Origin of the sequence: Mesorhizobium sp. L103C105A0 (genome assembly GCF_000502215.1) — a bacterium.
Taxonomy (GTDB): domain Bacteria; phylum Pseudomonadota; class Alphaproteobacteria; order Rhizobiales; family Rhizobiaceae; genus Mesorhizobium.
In genome coordinates, this window is record NZ_AYXF01000004.1 from 233825 (window position 1) to 254694 (window position 20870).

At 63.7% G+C, this 20870-nt stretch carries 18 protein-coding genes; 9 read left to right on the top strand and 9 right to left on the bottom strand.

The features are described 5' to 3' along the window. The first annotated feature begins 10 nt into the window (after nucleotides 1-10). From fdhF to X727_RS149975, 7 genes are all read left to right on the top strand, one after another. The gene (gene fdhF, locus X727_RS150005; protein WP_023673425.1) at nucleotides 11-2923 is read left to right on the top strand and encodes a formate dehydrogenase subunit alpha; all 2913 of its coding nucleotides are present in this window, start codon (nucleotides 11-13) and stop codon (nucleotides 2921-2923) included. A gap of 220 nt (nucleotides 2924-3143) precedes the next feature. Beyond that, a complete protein-coding gene (gene fdhD / locus X727_RS150000) occupies nucleotides 3144-3974 on the top strand; it encodes a formate dehydrogenase accessory sulfurtransferase FdhD (RefSeq protein WP_023753001.1) in 831 nt (276 codons plus the stop codon). Then, nucleotides 3964-4278 (top strand): formate dehydrogenase subunit delta, encoded by a 315-nt coding sequence (locus tag X727_RS149995; RefSeq protein WP_023688796.1) that lies wholly within the window; start codon nucleotides 3964-3966, stop codon nucleotides 4276-4278. The genes fdhD and X727_RS149995 overlap by 11 nt, the downstream gene beginning before the upstream one ends. Before the next feature lie 134 nt (nucleotides 4279-4412). Next, a complete protein-coding gene (locus X727_RS149990; protein WP_023826529.1) occupies nucleotides 4413-5966 on the top strand; it encodes an alpha/beta fold hydrolase in 1554 nt (517 codons plus the stop codon). A gap of 110 nt (nucleotides 5967-6076) precedes the next feature. Further along, nucleotides 6077-6556 (top strand): carboxymuconolactone decarboxylase family protein, encoded by a 480-nt coding sequence (locus X727_RS149985; protein WP_023688798.1) that lies wholly within the window; start codon nucleotides 6077-6079, stop codon nucleotides 6554-6556. Between the two features lie 76 nt (nucleotides 6557-6632). Then, nucleotides 6633-6995, top strand: a complete 363-nt coding sequence (locus X727_RS149980; RefSeq protein ID WP_023688799.1) for a nuclear transport factor 2 family protein — start codon at nucleotides 6633-6635, stop codon at nucleotides 6993-6995. A gap of 54 nt (nucleotides 6996-7049) precedes the next feature. Continuing rightward, on the top strand, nucleotides 7050-7364 hold the full coding sequence (locus X727_RS149975) for a hypothetical protein (protein ID WP_023834344.1): 315 nt from the start codon (nucleotides 7050-7052) through the stop codon (nucleotides 7362-7364). A gap of 28 nt (nucleotides 7365-7392) precedes the next feature. On the opposite strand, the gene X727_RS149970 is transcribed toward X727_RS149975, so the two are convergent. The 9 genes from X727_RS149970 to X727_RS149930 form a co-directional block, all read right to left on the bottom strand. Further along, entirely contained in the window at nucleotides 7393-8091 is a 699-nt protein-coding gene (locus tag X727_RS149970) for a DUF3592 domain-containing protein (RefSeq protein ID WP_023834345.1), read from the bottom strand. Nucleotides 8092-8244: 153 nt separating this feature from the next. Beyond that, entirely contained in the window at nucleotides 8245-9672 is a 1428-nt protein-coding gene (locus X727_RS149965; RefSeq protein ID WP_023745237.1) for a gamma-aminobutyraldehyde dehydrogenase, read from the bottom strand. Between the two features lie 104 nt (nucleotides 9673-9776). After that, on the bottom strand, nucleotides 9777-10592 hold the full coding sequence (locus X727_RS149960) for an ABC transporter permease (RefSeq protein WP_023673416.1): 816 nt from the start codon (nucleotides 10590-10592) through the stop codon (nucleotides 9777-9779). Continuing rightward, on the bottom strand, nucleotides 10582-11547 hold the full coding sequence (locus tag X727_RS149955; protein ID WP_023834346.1) for an ABC transporter permease: 966 nt from the start codon (nucleotides 11545-11547) through the stop codon (nucleotides 10582-10584). The genes X727_RS149960 and X727_RS149955 overlap by 11 nt, the downstream gene beginning before the upstream one ends. Nucleotides 11548-11767: 220 nt before the next feature. Beyond that, entirely contained in the window at nucleotides 11768-12766 is a 999-nt protein-coding gene (locus tag X727_RS149950) for an ABC transporter ATP-binding protein (protein WP_023834347.1), read from the bottom strand. A gap of 206 nt (nucleotides 12767-12972) precedes the next feature. Beyond that, nucleotides 12973-14127 carry an ABC transporter substrate-binding protein gene (locus tag X727_RS149945; RefSeq protein ID WP_023736171.1) on the bottom strand — a complete coding sequence of 385 codons (1155 nt, stop codon included), beginning with the start codon at nucleotides 14125-14127 and terminating at the stop codon, nucleotides 12973-12975. Nucleotides 14128-14338: 211 nt separating this feature from the next. Continuing rightward, nucleotides 14339-15250, bottom strand: a complete 912-nt coding sequence (locus X727_RS149940; protein ID WP_023673412.1) for a LysR substrate-binding domain-containing protein — start codon at nucleotides 15248-15250, stop codon at nucleotides 14339-14341. 80 nt (nucleotides 15251-15330) lie between these two features. After that, entirely contained in the window at nucleotides 15331-15942 is a 612-nt protein-coding gene (locus X727_RS149935; RefSeq protein WP_023712606.1) for a DedA family protein, read from the bottom strand. A 407-nt stretch (nucleotides 15943-16349) separates the two neighbouring features. Next, nucleotides 16350-17114 carry a DeoR/GlpR family DNA-binding transcription regulator gene (locus X727_RS149930; protein ID WP_023685103.1) on the bottom strand — a complete coding sequence of 255 codons (765 nt, stop codon included), beginning with the start codon at nucleotides 17112-17114 and terminating at the stop codon, nucleotides 16350-16352. 420 nt (nucleotides 17115-17534) lie between these two features. On the opposite strand from X727_RS149930, the gene X727_RS149925 reads away from it, so the two are divergent. Together X727_RS149925 and X727_RS149920 are read left to right on the top strand one after the other, a co-directional pair. After that, nucleotides 17535-18419 carry a phosphotransferase family protein gene (locus X727_RS149925; RefSeq protein ID WP_023736174.1) on the top strand — a complete coding sequence of 295 codons (885 nt, stop codon included), beginning with the start codon at nucleotides 17535-17537 and terminating at the stop codon, nucleotides 18417-18419. After that, on the top strand, nucleotides 18416-20869 hold the full coding sequence (locus X727_RS149920; protein ID WP_023816927.1) for an FAD-dependent oxidoreductase: 2454 nt from the start codon (nucleotides 18416-18418) through the stop codon (nucleotides 20867-20869). Before X727_RS149925 ends, X727_RS149920 begins: the two co-directional genes overlap by 4 nt. Nucleotide 20870: the final 1 nt, after the last annotated feature.

Here is a 20870-nt window from a genome sequence, read left to right on the forward strand (position 1 = left end):
GTGCTGGCAGATGAATATCAAGGCCGACTTCCCGACACTCATCGAAGAACTCGATTACGGAACCCCGGAATCGAAGGCGCAAAAGCAGGTTACGCTGATCGTCGACGGCCGCAGCATCAGCGTGCCGGAGGGTACGTCGATCATGCGCGCGGCGATGGAAGGCGGGGTCGAGATCCCAAAACTCTGTGCCACGGACATGCTGGACTCGTTCGGCTCCTGCCGCGTCTGCCTGGTCGAGATCGACGGGCGCGGCGGCACGCCGGCATCCTGCACGACGCCCGTCGGCGAAGGCATGGTGGTGCGCACGCAATCCGAGCGGCTCGACGCCATCCGCCGCGGTGTCATGGAGCTTTACGTCTCCGACCACCCGACCGGCTGGAACGAGAAGGCCGGCACCGGCGCCAGCGAGTTCGACGTTGTGGCGAAATCGGTCGGCCTGACCGAGAACCGCTTCGGCATCGAGGGCCGCAACCACGTCAAGCAGGAAAACGGCGTCGCGCCCGGCCATGGCTCGCTGGCGGTCGACTACATCGCCCGCGACGAGTCCAACCCATATTTCACCTATGATCCGGCGCAATGTATCGTCTGCTCGCGCTGCGTGCGGGCCTGCGAGGAGGTGCAGGGCACCTTCGCGCTGACGATCGAGGGCCGCGGTTTCGAATCGCGCATGGTCGCCGGCATGCACGAGGACTTCATCGCCTCCGAATGCGTATCCTGCGGCGCCTGCGTGCAGGCCTGTCCGACCGATGCGCTGCGTGAAAAGACCGTGCTTGAGAAAGGCATGCCCGAGCGTTCCGCCGTCACCACCTGCGCCTATTGCGGCGTCGGCTGCTCGTTCAAGGCAGAAGTGAAGGACGACGAAGTCATTCGCATGATGCCCTACAAGGACGGCAAGGCCAACCACGGCCACTCCTGCGTGAAGGGCCGTTTCGCCTATGGCTATGCCACCCACAAGGACCGCATCCTGTCGCCTATGATCCGGGAAAAGGTCAGCGATCCCTGGCGCGAAGTGAGTTGGGAAGAGGCCATCGCCCATACGGCCAAGGAATTCCGCCGTATCCAGTATCAATACGGCCGCACCTCGATCGGCGGCATCACGTCCTCGCGATGCACAAATGAAGAGACCTATCTGGTGCAGAAGCTTGTGCGCCAAGGCTTCCGCAACAACAATGTCGACACCTGCGCCCGCGTCTGCCACTCGCCGACCGGCTACGGCCTCGGCCAGACCTATGGCACCTCGGCCGGCACGCAGGATTTCGATTCCGTCGACTTCACCGATGTCGCCGTCATCATCGGCGCCAATCCGGCTTCCGCGCACCCGGTGTTCGCCTCGCGGCTGAAAAAGCGGCTGCGCCAGGGCGCCAAGCTGATCGTGCTCGATCCGCGCCGCACCGAAATGGTCAAGTCAGCGCATATCGAGGCCGACTATCACCTGCCGCTGAAGCCCGGCACCAACGTGGCGGTGCTGACGGCGCTGGCGCATGTCATCGTTACCGAAGGGCTTTTCGACGAAGCCTTCATCCGCGATCGCTGCGACTGGGCGGAGTTCCAGGATTGGGCTTCTTTCGTCGCCTTGCCGGAAAACAGCCCCGAAATCGTGGGCAAGCTGTCCGGCGTCGACCCCGAACTGATCCGGGGTGCTGCGCGCCTCTATGCCAAGGGCGGCAATGGCGCGATTTATTATGGCCTTGGCGTCACCGAACACAGCCAGGGTTCGACCACGGTTATGGCTATCGCCAACCTTGCCATGGCGACCGGCAATATCGGCCGTCCCGGCGTCGGCGTGAACCCGCTGCGCGGCCAGAACAACGTGCAGGGTTCCTGCGACATGGGCTCGTTCCCGCATGAACTGCCGGGCTACCGCCACATCTCCGGCGAGGCGGTGCGCGACATCTATGAGACGTTGTGGGGGGTGAAGCTCGACGACGAACCGGGCCTGCGCATCCCCAACATGCTGGATGCCGCCGTCGACGGCTCCTTCAAGGGCATCTACATCCAGGGCGAGGACATCCTGCAATCGGACCCTGATACCAAGCATGTCGCGGCCGGCCTGGCGGCGATGGAATGCGTCGTCGTGCACGACCTGTTCCTCAACGAGACAGCGAACTACGCGCATGTCTTCCTGCCGGGCTCGACCTTCCTGGAAAAGGACGGCACCTTCACAAATGCCGAGCGCCGCATCAACATGGTGCGCAAGGTGCTGGAGCCGAAGGCGCGCTATGCCGACTGGGAAGCGACACAGGAGCTTGCCCGCGCGATCGGGCTGGATTGGAACTACCAGCATCCCTCCGAAATCATGGACGAGATCGCCAAAACGACGCCAAGCTTCGCCGGCGTCTCCTTCGATCTGCTCGACCGTGTCGGATCGGTGCAATGGCCCTGCAACGAGAAGGCGCCGCTCGGCACGCCGATCATGCATATCGACGGCTTCGTGCGCGGCAAGGGCAAGTTCATCCGCACAGAATATGTGGCGACCGACGAGCGGACCGGGCCCCGTTTCCCGTTGCTGCTGACCACCGGCCGCATCCTCAGCCAGTACAATGTCGGTGCACAGACAAGGCGCACCGAAAACGTCATGTGGCACTCGGAAGACCGGCTGGAGATCCATCCGCACGATGCCGAGAACCGCGGCCTGCGCGATGGCGACTGGGTGCGGCTGACCAGCCGTTCGGGTGAGACGACGCTGCGTGCGCTGATCACCGACCGGGTGTCGCCAGGTGTGGTCTACACAACGTTCCACCATCCCGACACGCAGGCCAACGTCATCACCACCGACTTCTCCGACTGGGCGACCAACTGCCCGGAGTACAAGGTGACCGCGGTGCAGGTCGGCGCCTCCAACGGGCCTTCGGACTGGCAGCGCGATTATAACGAGCAGGCCGAGCAGAGCCGCCGCATCGCAAAGCTGGAAGCGGCGGAGTAGTCTTGCCACGGCGTTCGACAATAAGAGCTTCAATCTTGACGGTTGGTCGACCCCTACTCCGTCGAGCTTTGCTCAACACCTCTCCCCCGATCGACGGGGGAGAGGAAGGACGCGAGCTTATGCCGCCTGGCGCCTTTCCTCTCCCTCCGGAGGGGGGAGAGGAAAGGCGCGAGCCTCCACAGCTACTGCGAAGGACGGACAGGGCAGAGGGGCGCGCCTCGTGACCCGAAAACGCCAAGCCACCACCCAAATCTCTCGCCTTGCCCACCGCGCCAGCGGCACTGCGGCGGCCAACCGCATGGTGCCGGAGGAGACGCCGGTGGCGTTCTCCTTTGCCGGCACCACCCATGCGGTGATGATGGCGAGCCCGGCCGATTTCGAGGATTTCGCGCTCGGCTTCTCTCTGACCGAAGGCATCATAGCCTTGCCTGACGAAATCGATGCGATTGAGGTCGAGGACCATGGCGCCGGCATCGATATCCAGATCCGGCTGAAGGACCAGGCCAATACGCGCTTCGAGACGCGGCGCCGGCGCTTGGCCGGGCCGGTTGGCTGCGGGCTGTGCGGCATCGAATCGATCGAGGAAGCGATGCGCTCGGTCGACAAGGTTGGTGCGTCCAAGCTTACACTTGAAGCCGACGACATCACCCGTTCGGTAAAGCTTTTGTCCAAGGTGCAGCCTCTGCATTCAGAAACCGGCGCCGTGCATGCAGCGGGCTTCTACATTCCCGGCAAAGGCATCGTCATGGCGCGCGAGGATGTCGGCCGGCACAATGCGCTGGACAAACTGGCCGGCGCGCTGGCCAAGGCCGGCATTGACGGTGCATCGGGCGCGGTGGTGGTGACATCACGCGTCTCAGTGGAGATGGTGCAGAAAACGGCGGCGATCGGCTCCGCCTTCATCATCGCCGTGTCGGCGCCGACAGCCCTTGCCATCCGCACCGCCGAAGAGGCCGGCATGACGCTGGTGGCGCTGGTGCGCGGCGACGATTTCGATGTTTTCACCCACCCGGAACGGGTGGTCTTGGGAGTTGCCCAGCATGTCGCATGACGAAGAACACATCACGAGCACCGGGGAAAAGCTGGTGCGCATGGCCAACCAGATCGCCGCCTTCTTCCATTCAAGGCCCCGCGAGGAAGGTGTGGCGGGCGTGGCCGAGCACATCAACAAGTTCTGGGAGCCCAGGATGCGCCGGCAGTTCTTCGAGATGCTGGACAGTGGCGGCGAAGGTTTTGACGAACTCGTCGTCGTGGCCTCGGCCAGGATCAAGCGGCCGAAGACCGAGGAGCAGGCCGATGTGAGCATCGGCTACGTCCAACCCACGGGTGCAGAGAGCGCCGCTCCCCAGAAATAGCCTCCCCCAGAAATGGCGGGCGAACACGGTTCGCCGCGGGCTATATTCCTGTCTTCTAAAGTTTGGCTGCCGCATCCGCCGGGCGTCTGCTATGGTCGGCGATCAGAAATCGTCTGGCCGGGCGGGATAGCAACGTGAGGCCGATCGAGACGCGATATGCCCTCAGCGGCGACGTGCGGATCGCCTATCAGGTGGTCGGCCAGGGATCGTTCGACCTGGTTTTCGTGCCCGGCTTCATCTCCAATCTCGACCTGCATTGGGAAGACGAGGGCTACGCCAGGCTCTTGAAACGGCTCTCGGCGTTCTCGCGGCTGATCCTGTTCGACAAGCGCGGCACCGGCCTGTCCGACCGCGTCGACCCACGCCACCTGCCCAGCCTCGAAACCCGCATGGACGATGTGCGCGCGGTGATGGATGCCACCGGCAGCGGCCGCGCGGCCTTGCTCGGCGCTTCGGAAGGCGCGCCGATGGCAATGTTGTTTGCCGCCACCTATCCGGAACGGACACGAGCGCTGGCGCTCTATGGCGGTTATGCGCATTTCCACAAATGGGTGATGTCGCCGGAGCGCCTCGAGGCCTTCATCGCGAAGGCCGGCACGGAATGGGGCACGGGCGCCACACTGCCCAACTTCGCTCCCGGCCGGGTAGATGATGCGCATTTCACCCAGTGGTGGGCCCGCTTCGAGCGGCTGTCGGCCAGTCCGACGGCAGCGGCAGCCCTTGCCCGGATGAATGCCGGAATCGATGTGCGCGGCGTGCTTTCGGCTATCGGCGCACCGACACTGCTCATTCATCGCCGCAACGACGCGCGGGTCGACCCGGACGCCAGCCGCTTCCTGGCGAAAAACATCTCGAATGCGCGACTGGTCGAGGTCCCCGGGCGCGATCACCCGATCTGGACCGGCGATGTCGACCGGGTGGCCGACCTGATCGAGGAATTCCTGACCGGCGAGCGTGCGGTGGCCGAAGCGGAGCGCGTGCTTGCCGCTCTTCTGGCGACACGCATCTACGACACGGCGCGGGTTGGCGACCGCATGTGGAGCGAACGTAGCGAGCGCTTCCAGGAGAGCTGGCGGCAGCTGGTCGGCCGTCATGGCGGACGCGTCGCCGGCATCCATGGCGAATTGATGATCTCGCGCTTCGACGGGCCGGCGCGGGCCATACGCTGCGCGGCGGCACTGCGCGATGCGGCGCAACATATGGGCGTTGCAAGCGCCCAGGGCGCCCATGTCGGTGAGGTCGAAATGCGCGGGCCGCCGGTGGGGCTGATGGCACGGGTGACGATGCAGATCGCCGCCCATGCCGGGCGCGGCGATATTCTGGCGTCGCGTCTGGCCGCCGATCTGGCGGCGGGGTCCGGCCTGCATTTCATCGATGCCGGGCGTGTCACGGTGGATGAGCTGGACGAGCCGCTGGCGCTGGTCCAGGCGACGTCGGAACAGCACCTGGAGCCGGCCTGCCGCCCCAAGGCGAAACCCGCCGAGCCGGCTCAACTGACGGCGCGCGAAAGCGAGGTGGTGATCCTGATCGCCGACGGCAAGAGCAATGCCGCGATCGCCGCCGAGCTGAGGCTCAGCGAGCATACGGTCAAGCGTCATGTCGCCAACATATTGCTGAAGCTCGATTTGCCCTCACGGGCGGCGGCAGCGGCATTTTCCGCCAGGCAGGCTGGCCCGGACGGGCCATAGGGACCATGGCGCTTTCGGGCGAAGCGGCCAGGTGGGGTCGAGGCGTACCAATTCTCTCCATGCAGGCCAGGCGGATGTCGCCGGGAAAGGCACTGCGGATGGAGGATGCAATGCTGAAGTCAAACAGGTCGATCAAATCGCTGGTGATAGCGGCAGGCGTTGGCGCGCTGTTCACGATCGCTCCCGCCAGAGCCGAGGATGCCTCGGCGGCCGCCGCCTACAAGGACATCGAGGCGACGCTCGGCTCAGTGCCGGACATGTTCAAGACGCTGCCCGATGTCGCGGTTGCCGGCGCCTGGGCCGAGATCAAGGGTGTGCAGCTCAACCCCAAGACCGCGCTCGACGGCAAGACCAAGGAACTGCTGGGGCTGGCCGTCGCCTCGCAGATCCCCTGCCAGTACTGCATCTATTTCCACACCGAGGCCGCCAAGCTCAATGGCGCGACCGATGAGGAGATCAAGGAGGCGATCGCGATGGCGGCGATCGTGCGCCACTGGTCGACGATGCTCAACGGCAGCCAGGTCGATTTCGCGACCTTCAAACAACAGACCGACGGCGTGTTCGCAGCCGTCAAAGCCAAGTCGCAGTGAAAGAAAATGCCGGGCGGTGCGCCGGGCATTGCTTGTGATCATTCAACCGCCCGATCAACGGGCCATGGAGGAGAAGATGCTGACCAAGACGCAGAGCGTGGACGGCGCGGCGATCAAGAAAGCGATCGAAGGACGGGACGGCAGGATGCTCGCTAGCTTCTATGCCGACGACGCACTGGTGCGGGTGATCGACCGCAACAATCCACCGAGCAAGCCGCGCGAGATCCGCGGCCGGGCGGCGATCAGCACCTTCTGGGACGACATCTGCAGCCGGGCGATGACCCACAAGGTCGACACCACCATCGCCGATGGCGACAATCTCGCCTTCACCCAGGCCTGCGCCTATCCGGACGGAACGAAAGTGTTCTGCGCGGCGATGCTGGAGCTGAAGAATGGGCGGATTGCACGACAGACCGTCGTGCAGGCCTGGGACGAGTAGTTCCACCGCGGAAAGATCAACCGCGGTTGGGCCGCAAAACTGGAGGAGACAAAAATGTTCAGCGCCAGATGGCAGATCGACGCCAAGTTCGGGCACAAGCAGACCGTGCTCGACCTGTTGAAGAAATGGGAACGCGAGATCGGCTCTCAGGTCGGCATTGCCGATCTCGAGTTCCAGATCATGACCGGTTCGATCGGAGCTCGGGAAGCGACGGTCGAATCGCATCATCAGGTCGAAAGCCTTGCCCAGCTGGAGGGTTTCTTCGCCAGGATCGGCATGATCGACGCCCACGCCAAATGGGGCAAGGAGATGGAGCCCTACGTCGTTTCAGGCACCAGCCTTTGGAACATCTACCGCATCGTGGAGTAGCCGTGGCAGGTGCAGCAGTTTTCGGCCATCAGTTGCGGCGGCCGAAACTCGTCCGCTGCCCGGAAAACCGCCCTTCCCTGGCCAATCCGGCAGCCGCGACACGTGCCGGCTGATTGGGCAATGTGGCCTGCTTGGCCAGGGCCGCCGCTATCAAGGCGTCGGCCTGGCGCGCGCGCTGGTCCGCGCCGGCATCTCCGGCAGGGTTGCCCGCCACGGCGGAGGTCGACATCCGCCAGCGGGGTTTGAAAGCAAGATAGAGAAGCAACGCGCCGAGCAGTCCAGCCCCAATGACGATCGTCAAACGCGTGCCGGTCATGCCGGTGCGTTCGATCTGGGTGGGGTTGGCGGGGTTCTGGACGACGGTGAGCTTGTCGCCGACCTGCGGTTCGCGGGCACCGTTCTTGTTCAGCTCCATCGTGGCCTCGACGGCGTCGGCGCCGGTGCCGACGCGCAAGGTGCCGGTGAATTTCTGGGTCACCTTCCACTCTTTGTCAGCATGAACCGTCTTGAACGCATCCACCAGTTCGCACGGGATCGTGGCGGTGCTGACGGTCTTGTAGACAATCTTGTGGGTGGTCGATTCCATGTCGCATTCGACATTGACCGCGAGGATTTCAGCAGGCGCCTCGGGCCAGCCGCTCTTCTTGATCATGTCCTTGCCGCCGAACACAGCGATCAGCAGACAGAAGCCGCCAATGAGTACCAGCTTGATCTTGGTCGTGTTCATGCGCAAACCCCTCGCCGCGCGGTTTCCCGGCAAGAGGCTGCTCGTTCAGGTTGAATATTCAGTAAATCGTGAACTCCCGCCGTACCGCAAAAGTAACTCACGATTAATATACAGAAAACGCGGTGGCGAATATTTTAGAGATAGTGGCGGCCTCTACCCATGCGCCACCATCACATGACGAACGGCGGTATAATCCTCCAGCGCATAGAGAGACATGTCCTTGCCGTAGCCGGACTGCTTCAACCCGCCATGCGGCATCTCGTTGGTCAGCATGAAATGGGTGTTGATCCAGGTGCAGCCATATTGCAGACGGGCGGCCGTCGCCATGGCGCGCGAGACGTTCTTGGTCCACACCGAGGATGCCAGGCCGTAGTCGCTGTCATTGGCCCAGTTCACGGCTTCATCGACTTCGGAGAAGCGGGTGATGGAGACGACCGGACCGAACACTTCGCGGCGCACGATCTCGTCTTCCTGCAGCGCGCCGGCAACCACCGTCGGCTGGTAATAGAAGCCGGAGCCTTCGCCGGGCTTGCCGCCGGTGGTGATCTCGATGTGCTTCAGTTCCGAAGCGCGCTCGACGAAGCTCGAGACGCGATCGCGCTGGCGGCGCGAGATCAGCGGCCCGATCTCGTTTTTGGTGTCATCGGGCTGGTTGTATTTGATGGTCGAGACGGCAGATGAGAGATCGGCGACGAGCTTGTCGTAGATCTTCTTGCCGGCATAGATGCGGCAGGCGGCTGTACAATCCTGCCCGGCATTGTAGTAGCCGAAAGCGCGCAGGCCGTTGACCACGGCGCCAAGGTCGGCGTCGTCGAAAACGATGACCGGCGCCTTGCCGCCGAGTTCCAGATGCGTGCGCTTGACCGACTTGGCGGCGGCCTGCAGCACCTTCTTGCCCGTGGCGACGTCGCCGGTGATCGAAATCATGTTGACCTTGGCGTGATTAATCAGCGTGTTGCCAACGCTGTCGCCGCGGCCGAGCACGACATTGACGACGCCCTCGGGCAGAACCTCGGCCAGGATCCTGGCCAGCTTCAGCGCCGTCAGCGGCGTCTGCTCCGACGGCTTGAAGACGACGGTGTTGCCGCCGGCAATGGCCGGCGCCAGCTTCCAGGCCATCATCATCAGTGGATAGTTCCACGGCGCGATGGAAGCGACGATGCCGATCGGATCGCGCCGCACCATCGAGGTGTGGCCGGGAATGTATTCGCCGGCGACCACGCCCGGCATCGAACGCACAGCGCCGGCAAAGAAACGATAGCAGTCGACGATCGCCGGGATCTCGTCATTGAGCACGGCGTTGATCGGCTTGCCGCAATTCAGCGCCTCGAGCGCCGCGAACTCCCGCGCGTTGGCCTCGATGCGGTCGGCGATCTTGAGGAGATAGCCGGAGCGCTGCGCCGGCGTTGTGCGTGACCACAAGACGAACGCTCGCCCGGCGGCAGTAACAGCCGCCTCGATCTGCGCCTGGCTGGCTTCAGGCAGGTTGAGAATGGTCGCCCCGGTCTTTGGATTCAGAATCGGCTCCTCGGTCTCGGTGCCGTTCTCGAACTTCGAGCCGATCAGCATCTGGGTGTCCATGCGGGTTCTCCTTGGTCAGGAGCGAGTAGCGAATAGCGAGTAGCGAATAGGGCTGGTCGTGCAATCTCCCTATTCGCTATTCGCTACTCCCTATTCGCTGTTCTTCATTTGCCCGAACCGGCGATCTGGTCGCCGTCGCGGGTCAGGTAATAGGCGGCAAGGATGGGCAGCAGCGTCACCAGCACCACGACCATGGCGACGACATTGGTGACCGGACGCTGGCGTGGGCGGATCAGCTCTTCCAGCATCCAGATCGGCACGGTCTGCTGCTGGCCGGCGGTGAAGGTGGTGACGATGACCTCGTCGAAGGAGAGCGCGAAGGCGAGCATCCCCCCGGCAAGCAGAGCGGTGGCGATGTTGGGCAGCACGACGTGCCGGAAGGTCTGGAAGCCGTCGGCGCCGAGATCCATCGAGGCCTCGATCATTGAGCCGGAAGTGCGGCGGAAACGGGCGACCGCATTGTTGTAGACGACGACAACGCAGAAGGTGGCGTGGCCGAGCACGATCGTCCAGAACGAGAACGGGATGTCGGCTAGCGAGAAGGCCGAGCGCAACGCGATGCCGGTGATGATGCCGGGCAGCGCGATCGGCAGGATGACGAGCAGCGAGATCGTCTCGCGGCCGAAGAATTTCGTCCGTGACACGGCGGCGGCGCACAGCGTGCCCAGTATCAAGGCAATCGCGGTCGAGATGGCGGCGACACGGACCGAAAGCGACAGCGCCTGCCAGACATCCGGCCGGTTCCAGGTGACGGCGAACCATTGTGTGGTCAGCCCCGGCGGCGGCCAGACGAAGCTCTTCTCTTCCGTGGTGAAGGCGTAGACGAAGATCAACAAGATCGGCAGATGCAGGAACAGCAGGCCGCAGGCGGCAGCGATCTTGAGGCCGAGCGGAGCGGATTGCGAACCGTCAGAGCGCATCGAAGGCCCCCATGCGCTTGGCGCCCCAGAGATAGAAACCCATGATGACGATGGGCACGACGGTGAAGGCTGCGGCGAGCGGGATGTTGCCGGCTGTGCCTTGCTGCGAATAGACGGCCTGCCCGATGAACAGCCGCGATGTGCCGATGATCTGTGGGATGATGTAGTCGCCCAGCGTCAGCGAGAAGGTGAAGATCGAGCCGGCGACGATGCCGGGCAGCGCCAGCGGGAACAGCACGTTGCGGAAGGTCTGGCCCGGCGATGCGCCGAGATCGGAGGACGCCTCGACCAGATTGCCGGGCACGCGCTCCAATGCCGCCTGCACCGGCAGGATCATGAACGGCAGCCAGACATAGACGAAAGCGATGAAGGTGCCGGTGGCGGAGACCGACAAAGAGTTGCCGCCGACGACCGGCAGCGACAGCCAGCCATCGAGCACCCAGAGCAGATGCAATTTGGCGAGCAGGCAGGTCAAAATGCCTTCCTTGGCGAGGATCAGCTTCCAGGCGTAGATCTTGACGAGGTAACTCGACCATAGCGGCAGCATGATTCCGAGATAGAACAGCGCCTTCCAGCGGCCGCGGGCATAGCGCGCCGCATAATAGGCGATCGGGAAGGCGATGACGGCCGAGGCCAGCGTGACCAGCACCGCCATCGTCACCGTGCGCAGGATGATGTCGAGATTGGCGGGCTGGAACAGGTCGCCATAGGTCTTCAGCGTGAATTCGTGGTTGATGAGGCCGGAGAACTCGTCGATCGAGAAAAAGCTCTGCGCCAAGAGCGCGAACAGCGAACCGATATAGACGACGCCCAACCACAGCACCGGCGGCGCCAGCATGAGGAACAGCAGCAGTTGCGGCTTGCGCCAGAAAAGGTCCGACAGTGCGCCGCGCATGCCACCGCTGCCGGGCAGGATGGCGGGGGCGGAGGTTGAGTTGAGCGCGGCGATGGTCATGGGGCGACCGCGTGCTGAAGGAACCCTGAGAAGCCGCGTTCCTTCACACCCCCCTCTGTCCTGCCGGACATCTCCCCCTCAAGGGGGGAGATCAGCAGTTTCGCTGTCTCGCCAAATCCCCAACGTTGAAGATTGGCGAAACCGGGAGGAACAGCCAATCTCCCCGCTTGAGGGGGAGATGTCCGGCAGGACAGAGGGGGGTGCTTGGCGCAAACCTCAATCATGCCGGCTCGTCCATCAAATGCAAATGCTCGCGGTTGAACGTCAGCACCACCGCTTCGCCTTCCGCCGGCAGCTTTGTCCCGGCCGGCACGATGGCGTGCAGCCTCAACCCGTCGGCGTCGAGCGCCAGCTTGGTCGTAGCGCCGAGATAGTTGGTTCCGACCAGGCGCGCGGCAACGCCCTCGCCTTTGGCGGCGCGGCCGATGCGGATGGATTCGGGACGCAGGCTGCCCCAGCGGTGCTGGCCGGAATAGCGCTTGACGAAGTCCGGCGGCAGTACGTTGGAGGAGCCGACGAAATCGGCGACGAAGCGGGTCTTCGGCCGCTGGTAGATGTCTTCCGGCGTGCCGATCTGCATGATCTTGCCGTCATTGAAGACGGCGACGCGGTCGGCCATCGACAGCGCTTCGCCCTGGTCGTGGGTGACGAAGACGAAGGTGATGCCGAGCGCCTTCTGCAGCGACTTCAGCTCTTCCTGCATGTTCTCGCGCAGTTTGAGATCGAGCGCGCCGAGCGGCTCGTCGAGCAGAAGCACCTTGGGCTGGTTGACCAGCGCACGGGCCAGCGCCACGCGCTGGCGCTGGCCGCCGGAGAGCTGGCCGGGACGGCGGGCGCCATAGCCGGGAAGCCGCACCAGTGACAATGCCTCTTCCGCCGCCTTCTGCCGCTGCGGCTTGGCGATGCCCTTGACCATCAGCCCGTAGGCGACATTGTCCAGCACGTTCAAATGCGGGAACAGCGCGTAGTCCTGGAACACCGTGTTGACGTTGCGGCGATAGGGCGGCACGCCCTCGGCGCGGTCGCCGAAGATCGAGATCGAGCCCGAGGTCGGCTGCTCGAAGCCGGCGATGAGGCGCAGGCAGGTCGTCTTGCCGGACCCCGACGGACCGAGCATGGCGAAGAACTCGCCCGGCACGATATCGAGATCGACCGCATCGACGGCGCGCACGCTGCCGAAATGGCGAGAGACTTTCTGGAAGGAAACGGCCGATGTCATGGGCTGTCCGTCTGTTGCCGGTTTGTGTTCGTCGAAATAGCTCTTGCCGCCACCAATCAGGCCAGCGGGCACGGCACTTCACCTCCCCCTCGATGGGGGAGGTCGCGGCGAAGCCGCGGGTGGGGTGACTAGCACCGGACGTCAGCGTTGCCCCCACCCCGACGCTGCGCGTCGACCCTCCCCACAAGGGGGAGGGTTAAGGGAGCTCAACGCCCGCCGATGACGCCGATATAGTCGGACACCCAGCGGTAGTAAGGCACGCACTGGTCGTTCTGGGTTGCGCACTTGGAGACCGGCGTCTTCCAGAACTTGATCTTGTCGAAGTTCTCGTAGCCGTTGGTCTTGCAGCCTTCCTCGCCGAGCAGCTCGTTGCCCTTGCAAGCAGCGGGCACGACCGGGAGCGAGCCGAACCAGGCCGAGACGTCGCCCTGGACCTTGGGCGACAGCGAATGCTCGAGCCACATATAGGCGCAGTTCGGGTGCGCGGCGTCGGCCTCCATCATGGTGGTGTCGGCCCAGCCGGTGACGCCTTCTTCCGGCACGGTCGAGGCGACCGGCTTCTTGGCGGCGACCAGCGTGTTGACCTGGTAGGGCCATGAGCCGGAGGCGACGACGCCTTCGTTCTGGAAATCGTCGACCTGGATGGCGGCGTCATGCCAGTAGCGACCGACCAGCGTCCGCTGAACACGCAGCAGTTCGAGTGCGGCCTTGTACTGGTCCTCGTTCAGTTCGTAGGGATCCTTGATGCCGAGTTCCGGCTTGTGGAACATCAAATAGTTGGCGGCGTCGGCGATGTGGATCGGGCCGTCATAGGCCTGGACGCGGCCCTTGTTGGACTTGCCGTCCGGCAGGTTCATTTCCTCGAAGACGACGTTCCAGCTCTTGGGCGCTTCCTTGAAGACATCGGTGTGGTACATCAGGATGTTCGGGCCCCACTGATAGGGAACGCCGTAATGCACCTTGTCGACGGTGAACCAGGGCGCATCCTTCAGACGGTCGTCTACCGCCTTCCAGCTCGGGATGAGATCGGTGTTGATCGGCTGCACGCGCTTGCCGGCAACGAGGCGCAGCGATGCGTCACCCGAAGCGGTGACTAGATCGAACCCACCCTCATTCATCAGCGAGACCATCTCGTCGGAGGTGTTCGCGGTCTTGACGTTGACCTTGCAGCCGCTCTCCTTCTCGAAGGAGGTCACCCAGTCATAGCCCTTGTCGGTTTCGCCGCGCTCGATGTACCCCGGCCAGGCAACGATGCTGACCTCCCCTTCGCCCTTGCCAAGTTCCTTGACCTGGGCGACGGCCTGACCGGAAAAGGTCAGCGCGACCGTCAAGGCGGTGCACGTCTTCAGGAATGAATTCATCGTCAATCTCCCATTTTGGCGCCTGACTGCGAAGCGAGTCGCCGCCGCGGTCAGCCGCAGGCTGAAAAGCGTCAGTTCATCCGATGGCACGTTGCCGCTCTGATGGCGGCTTTCGTCCCTGACATGAAAAGTGCTCGGAAAATTCCGGTTTCGCAAATTCATTTATCAGAAACGCGATATCGGTTTTTCCGATAGATAACCACGCACCCTATCAACGCTGCTGGCGTACCATACGCTGCGACTGGGCAAGGCCGATGAAGTCGCGCGACGCCTGCGGCAGACCGGAGCCGCGGCGCCAGACCATGCCGACCTGGACGACCGGCAGGGAACCCGAAATGTCGCGCGATTCGATGCGGTCGCCTTCCAGCGACCACGGCCGGTAGACTAGGTCGGGCAGCAACGCCACGCCCGCACCTGTGGCGACGAGGCTGCGAACGGCTTCGACCGAGCGGGTGCGAAAGGCGACATGCGGCCTGGCGCCGATCGCCGCCAGAAGCTTGCCGGTGTTCTCCTCGATCTCGTCGACGGTCAGCATGATCAGCGGCTCGCCGGCAATGTCGCCTATGCCGATAATGTCGGCGCTGGCCAGCTTGTGGCCGAGCGGGACCCACAGCCGGTAGGCCGAGACCTCGAGGATTTCCGACTGCAGCGCGGTGCGGTCGCGCAAATTGGAGGTGACCATGACGGCAATGTCGAGCTTGCCGCCGATCAGCAGATGTTCGAGATAGTCGCCATTGTCCTCGATGGCCGAGACATCGACGCCGGGATAGGCGCGGCGGTAGCGCGCCAGCAGATCGGACAGCACATAGCCCGCGACCAGCGAGGTGACGCCGAGCTGCAGCCGCCCGCCGGCCACCACCTGGTCGTCGGAAAAAGCGCGGCGCGCGTCGGAGACGTCGGCCAGGATCTTGGTCGCATGGCGCAGGAACTGGTGGCCTTTGTGGGTAATGTTGAGGCCACGCGGATGGCGCTCGAACAATTCGACGCCGAGATCGCTCTCCAGCTCCTTGATCGCCTCGGTGACCGAGGATTGCGAGATGGAGAGGTTTTGTGCGGCGCCCGACACCGTGCCTTGCTCGGCGACGGCAATGAAGAACTGCAGCTGGCGGATGGTGAAAGCCATGGCCGGACTAAACACCGGCGCGCCGGGGAAGGAAAGCCGAAGGCGGAGCTTATACCCATACGGCTTGAGGCGCCTCCTGGTCAGCCGAACCCGAGGCGCCGCCGGCAGGCTGAACCGTAGCGCAGCGCGAGCATGAACGCCGTCTCCAGCGCCATGACGATGACGATGATGCGAAAGCCGATGGCATAGGAATCCCGGCCGCTGCCGCGCATAAGGTAGCCGGTGACGAGGAAGCCGGTGTTCCATAGCGTGGCGCCGAGCAGCGTCGCCGCCGCGAAGGGCAAGAGTGGAAGACGGAGCGCGCCGGCCGCGATCGGCAGATAGTTGCGAACCGTCGGGATGAACTGCGCCAGCAAGGAGACCCGGACATGATGGCGGCGATAGGCCTGACCAAGCTTGCTGTAGGTCGCATAGCGCAAGCAGACATATTTGCCGAAACGCTGGACCAGCCTGTCGGCACGATCCAAGCCAATCCGACGACCCAAACTATACCAGACAAGGCAGCCTGTGATGGCGGACAGCGTCGTTACCAGAAGCAGGATCGCCAGCGCCGGGAGATCGGGGGCTGCCGTCATGCCGAGGAACAGCAGCAGCACATGCGAGGGCGGCAGCGGCAGGATCTTTTCTGTGAAGGCGAGGCAGGCGACGCCGAGCAGGCCGAAGCCCAGGATCGCCGACAGTGGATCAGTCATGCGAAGCGCCAGTCATAGGTTTTGAGGTTCTTGATCCTGGACACCTTATACACCGTCATACACCGTCGCCGGCGGAAAGTTGCGGAATGTCCGGCCAAGCCGGGTCGGCTTCCAGGTCGGAGCGCGCAAGCGTCCAGGCCATGAGGAAAGACAAGGCATCGTTTGCAGCATGGTGGCCTCATTGCTGATGCGGGCGATTCGCCCGGCCCGCATTTCGACGAGGCGCTGTTTGCAGCTGCCAAGTTGCATGGACATTGCGAAGAGCGGGATGTGTGAAAAAGAAATTCTTCCCCCACAATGACATCTTCTGCGGCCGGGCGACGCGGCGCGCATGATGCACAACATCGCCTTCGCGGCTCGGGTGGCGGCATGGCCGGGATTGCGGCGCACCAGCCGCTGGTATTTGGCTAGGCGGCAGCGATGCTGAGGCGCGCTCCAGCCTCGGCAAGTGCCGAGGCAATGTCGCGCGGCGGCGGCTGGTCGGTGGCGAGTTCGGAAAAACCGTCGAAGCCGCAGACCTGGACCAGACCCTGGCGACCGAACTTGGTGTGGTCGGTGATGACCAGCGAGCGCTGGCCGCGCGACAGCACCATGCGGGCGAACTCCGCCTCTTCCAGATCGTAGTCGGCAAGGCCTGCGGCGGCATCGACGGCGCCGATCGAAATCACCGCATGGCTGACCGAGAAGCGGCTGACGAAATCGATCGCCGAGGCGCCGAAGGCGGCTCCGGAATCGCTGCGCAATTCGCCGCCGGCCATATAGACCTTGTTGCCGTTGACGGTGGCCAGCGTGCGGGCGATATCGGACGAGTTGGTGACGACCGTCAGCCGCCGGTGGCCGAGCAGTTCGCGGGCCAGGAACGAGGTCGTGGTGCCGGTGTCCAGCATGACCGATTCACCGTCGCGAATGGTGGCAGCGACCATGCGGGCGATCAGCCGCTTGGCCTCGGCATTGTCGCGCATGCGCCGCTCGAAGGGCGCTTCGCCGGCCATCGACGGCAGGCCGATGGCGCCATGCATCTTGAGCACCGAGCCATTGCCGGTCAGTGGCTTGACATCCCGGCGCACCGTTTCAAGCGAAACCCCCAGCCGGTCGGCGAGGCTGGCAATGGTGACGGTGCCCTCTTCCTTGAGGAGGCGGAGGATTTCGCCATGCCGTTTCGAATGGATCATCTGGCTTCCTGAATTTTGCGGCCTGCCCGGTTTTAGGGCAATGCCGCCGTTTTTAAAGGAATTGCTCGTGGTTTCGGGCAAAACACCCAAAAAAAGTCACAACATTTCATTGACAGTTAGGTAGCACTGGCGTGACATTGACGGCGTGACAGCTTCGGAACTGCCACGGGAGGGTGATGGCAGAGCCGCAATTCACGGACCGGACCGTCTGGCCAGACCGTCTGGGTTTGAACTGGCACAAAAGTTTCTCAAATCCGCGGGGGCGGAGACCGGGTATCAAAACCTGGCCAGAGGGGCTCGTCGGTGCGGCGCGGGATAGGAGTTCCTGCGTCCCGCACCGACGAGATTTTTGCGTTTCCCAACGCTCGTTGCGCGGCGCATGGCGCCCAAGAAAGCTCCGCAAAAGTCAGGGATGGTCCCGTGACTGCTGAAGACCGCATCCGGGCCTTGCCCTGCTGGAACGGCAACATCGACATTGCGCCGCTGCCGGGCGGCCTCAGCAACGCCAATTATCTGGTCAAGGACGCAGCCGGGCGGCATGTCGTGCGCTTCGGCCAGGACTATCCATTTCACCACGTCTTTCGCGACCGCGAGGTGATGACGGCCCGCGCGGCGCACGCCGCAGGCTTCGCGCCGGCGGTCCGCCATTCCGAACCCGGCATTATGGTCACGGAATTCCTCGGCGCGAAAACCTTTGTCGCCGAGGATGTGCGCGCCAATATCGGCCGCGTCGCAGCCCTTATGCGCGGGTTCCATCGCGAGATGCCCAATCACATCTCCGGCGCCGGCTTCATGTTCTGGGTCTTCCATGTCATCCGCGACTATGCGCGAACGCTGAGCGAAGGCGGCAGCCGCAAGCGGGACGAGCTGCCCAGGCTGCTGGCGCTGGCCGACGAACTGGAGCGGGCGCAGAAGCTGCTGCCGATCGTGTTCGGCCACAATGATCTTTTGCCGGCAAATATCCTCGACGATGGCGACAGGTTGTGGCTCATCGATTTCGAATATGCCGGTTTCAACACCGCGATGTTCGATCTTGCCGGCGTTGCCTCCAACGCCGAGATGAGCGACGCGGAGTCCTTCACTTTCCTCACGGCGTATTTCATGCGCGAGCCGGATGAGGCGATCCGCCGCTCGCACGCGGCCATGCAATGCGCCTCGCTGCTGCGCGAGGCGATGTGGAGCATGGTTTCCGAACTTTACCTCGACGCGCCCGGCATCGACTACGTCGCCTACACCGCGGAGAACCTGACGCGGCTCGACGCGGCGCTGGACAATTACCGCACGAAGTACGGGACACAGTCATGACATTGCCTACACATGCCGGCATCGTCGTCATCGGCGGCGGCATTATCGGCTGTTCGACGGCCTATCACCTGGCGCGCGACCACAAGGCCGATGTCGTGCTGCTGGAACAGGGCAAGCTGACCTCGGGCTCGACCTGGCATGCGGCCGGGCTGGTCGGCCAGTTGCGCTCGTCGGCCTCGATCACCCGCGTGCTCAAATATTCGGTCGAGCTCTACAAGGGACTGGAAGCCGAAACCGGGCTCGCTACCGGCTGGAAGATGACCGGGTGCCTCAGGCTTGCGACCAATGCCGACCGCTGGACCGAATATAAACGGCTGGCGACGACGGCCAGGAGCTTCGGCATGGACATGCAGTTGCTGTCGCCAGGGGAGGTCAAAAAGGTGTGGCCGCTGCTGGAGACCAGCGACCTCGTCGGCGCCTCCTGGCTGCCGACCGATGGGCAGGCCAGCCCCTCCGACATCACGCAGTCGCTAGCCAAGGGCGCGCGCATGCATGGCGCGAAGCTGTTCGAGGATGTCCGCGTCACCGGATTTGACATGATGGACGGGCACATCACCGCGGTGAAGACCAACAAGGGCGACATTGCTTGCGACAAGGTGGTGAACTGCGCCGGGCAATGGTCACGCCAGGTCGGCGCGATGGCCGGCATTTGCGTGCCGCTGCAACCGGTCAAGCACCAGTACATCATCACCGAGAAGATCGACGGGCTGGCGACCGACGCGCCGACAATCCGCGATCCCGACCGCCGCACCTATTTCAAGGAAGAGGTCGGCGGGCTGGTGATGGGCGGCTATGAGCCGAACCCGCAGGCCTGGGCGACCGGCCTGCCCGGCGGCGATGTCCCCGATGACTGGGAGTTCCGCCTGTTCGACGACGACTACGATCATTTCGAACAGCATATGAGCCAGGCGATCGCGCGCGTGCCGGCGCTGGAGACGGTCGGCGTCAAGCAGATGATCAACGGGCCGGAGAGTTTTACGCCGGACGGCAATTTCATCCTCGGTGTCGCGCCCGAATGCGCCAACATGTTCGTCGGCGCCGGCTTCAACGCCTTCGGCATCGCTTCCGGCGGCGGCGCCGGCTGGGTGCTGGCGCAATGGGTGGTCGACGGTGAAGCGCCGCTCGACCTCTGGGTGGTCGACATCAGGCGCTTTTCCGGCCTGCATCGCGATCGGCAATGGGTCAGCGATCGCACGCTGGAAGCCTATGGCAAGCATTACACGATCGGCTTTCCACATGAGGAGTATTTGTCGGGCCGGCCGCGCATCGTCTCGCCGCTCTATGACCGGCTGAAAGAGCACCGCGCGGTGTTCGGCTCCAAGCTCGGCTGGGAACGGCCGAACTGGTTCGCACCGCAGGGCACCAAGCCCGAAGACGTCTATTCGATGGGCCGGCAGAACTGGTTCTCAGCCGTCGGCGACGAGCACCGGCATGTGCGCGAAAAGGTCGGCATCTTCGACCAGTCGTCCTTCGCCAAATACGAAATGACGGGTTCGGATGCGGCTAAGGCGCTGGACTGGATCTGCGCCAACGATGTCGCCAAGCCGGTGGGACGGCTGACCTACACGCAGCTTCTCAACACGCGCGGCGGCATCGAGGCCGATTTGACGGTGGCCAGGCTCGCCGAAGACAAATTCTACATCGTCACCGGCACCGGCTTCCGCACGCATGATCTCTCCTGGATCGGCGACCATGTCGGCAAGGGCCTCGACGTGACGTTGAAAGATGTCACCGAGGATTTCGGCACGCTGTCGCTGATGGGACCGCGCGCCCGCGATGTGCTTTCGGCCGTCACCGACGCGGATGTCTCAAATGCCGCCTTCCCATTCGGCCATGTCAGCGAGATCGCTATTGCCGGTCACACGGTGCGGGCGCTGCGCGTCACCTATGTCGGCGAGCTCGGCTGGGAATTGCATGTGCCAATCGCCGCCACCGGCGAAATCTTCGACACGCTGATGGCGGCAGGCAAGCCGCACGGCATCCGGCCGATCGGCTATCGGGCGCTGGAATCACTTCGGCTGGAGAAAGGCTACCGCGCCTGGGGCTCCGACATCACCCCCAACGACACGCCTCAGGAGGCCGGCCTCGGCTGGGCGGTGAAGCTGAGGAAGAACACCGATTTCGTCGGCCGGCGGGCGCTCGAAAAGATCAGCGGCGCCGACCTGAAGAAACGCTTTGCCGGCTTCACGGTCGACGATCCCGATATCGTGCTGGTCGGGCGCGAGACGATTTTGCGCAATGGCGAACCGGTCGGCTATCTCACCAGCGGCGGTTATGGCTACACGCTGGCTAAGAACATCGGCTATGGCTATGTCCGCAACGCCGATGGCGTCAGCGACGATTTTCTCAGCTCAGGCGACTATGAGCTGGTGGTGGCGATGGAACGGACGCCGGCCAAGATCCATCTCGAGCCGATGTACGATCCGGCGATGAGCAAGATCAAAGCGTAGA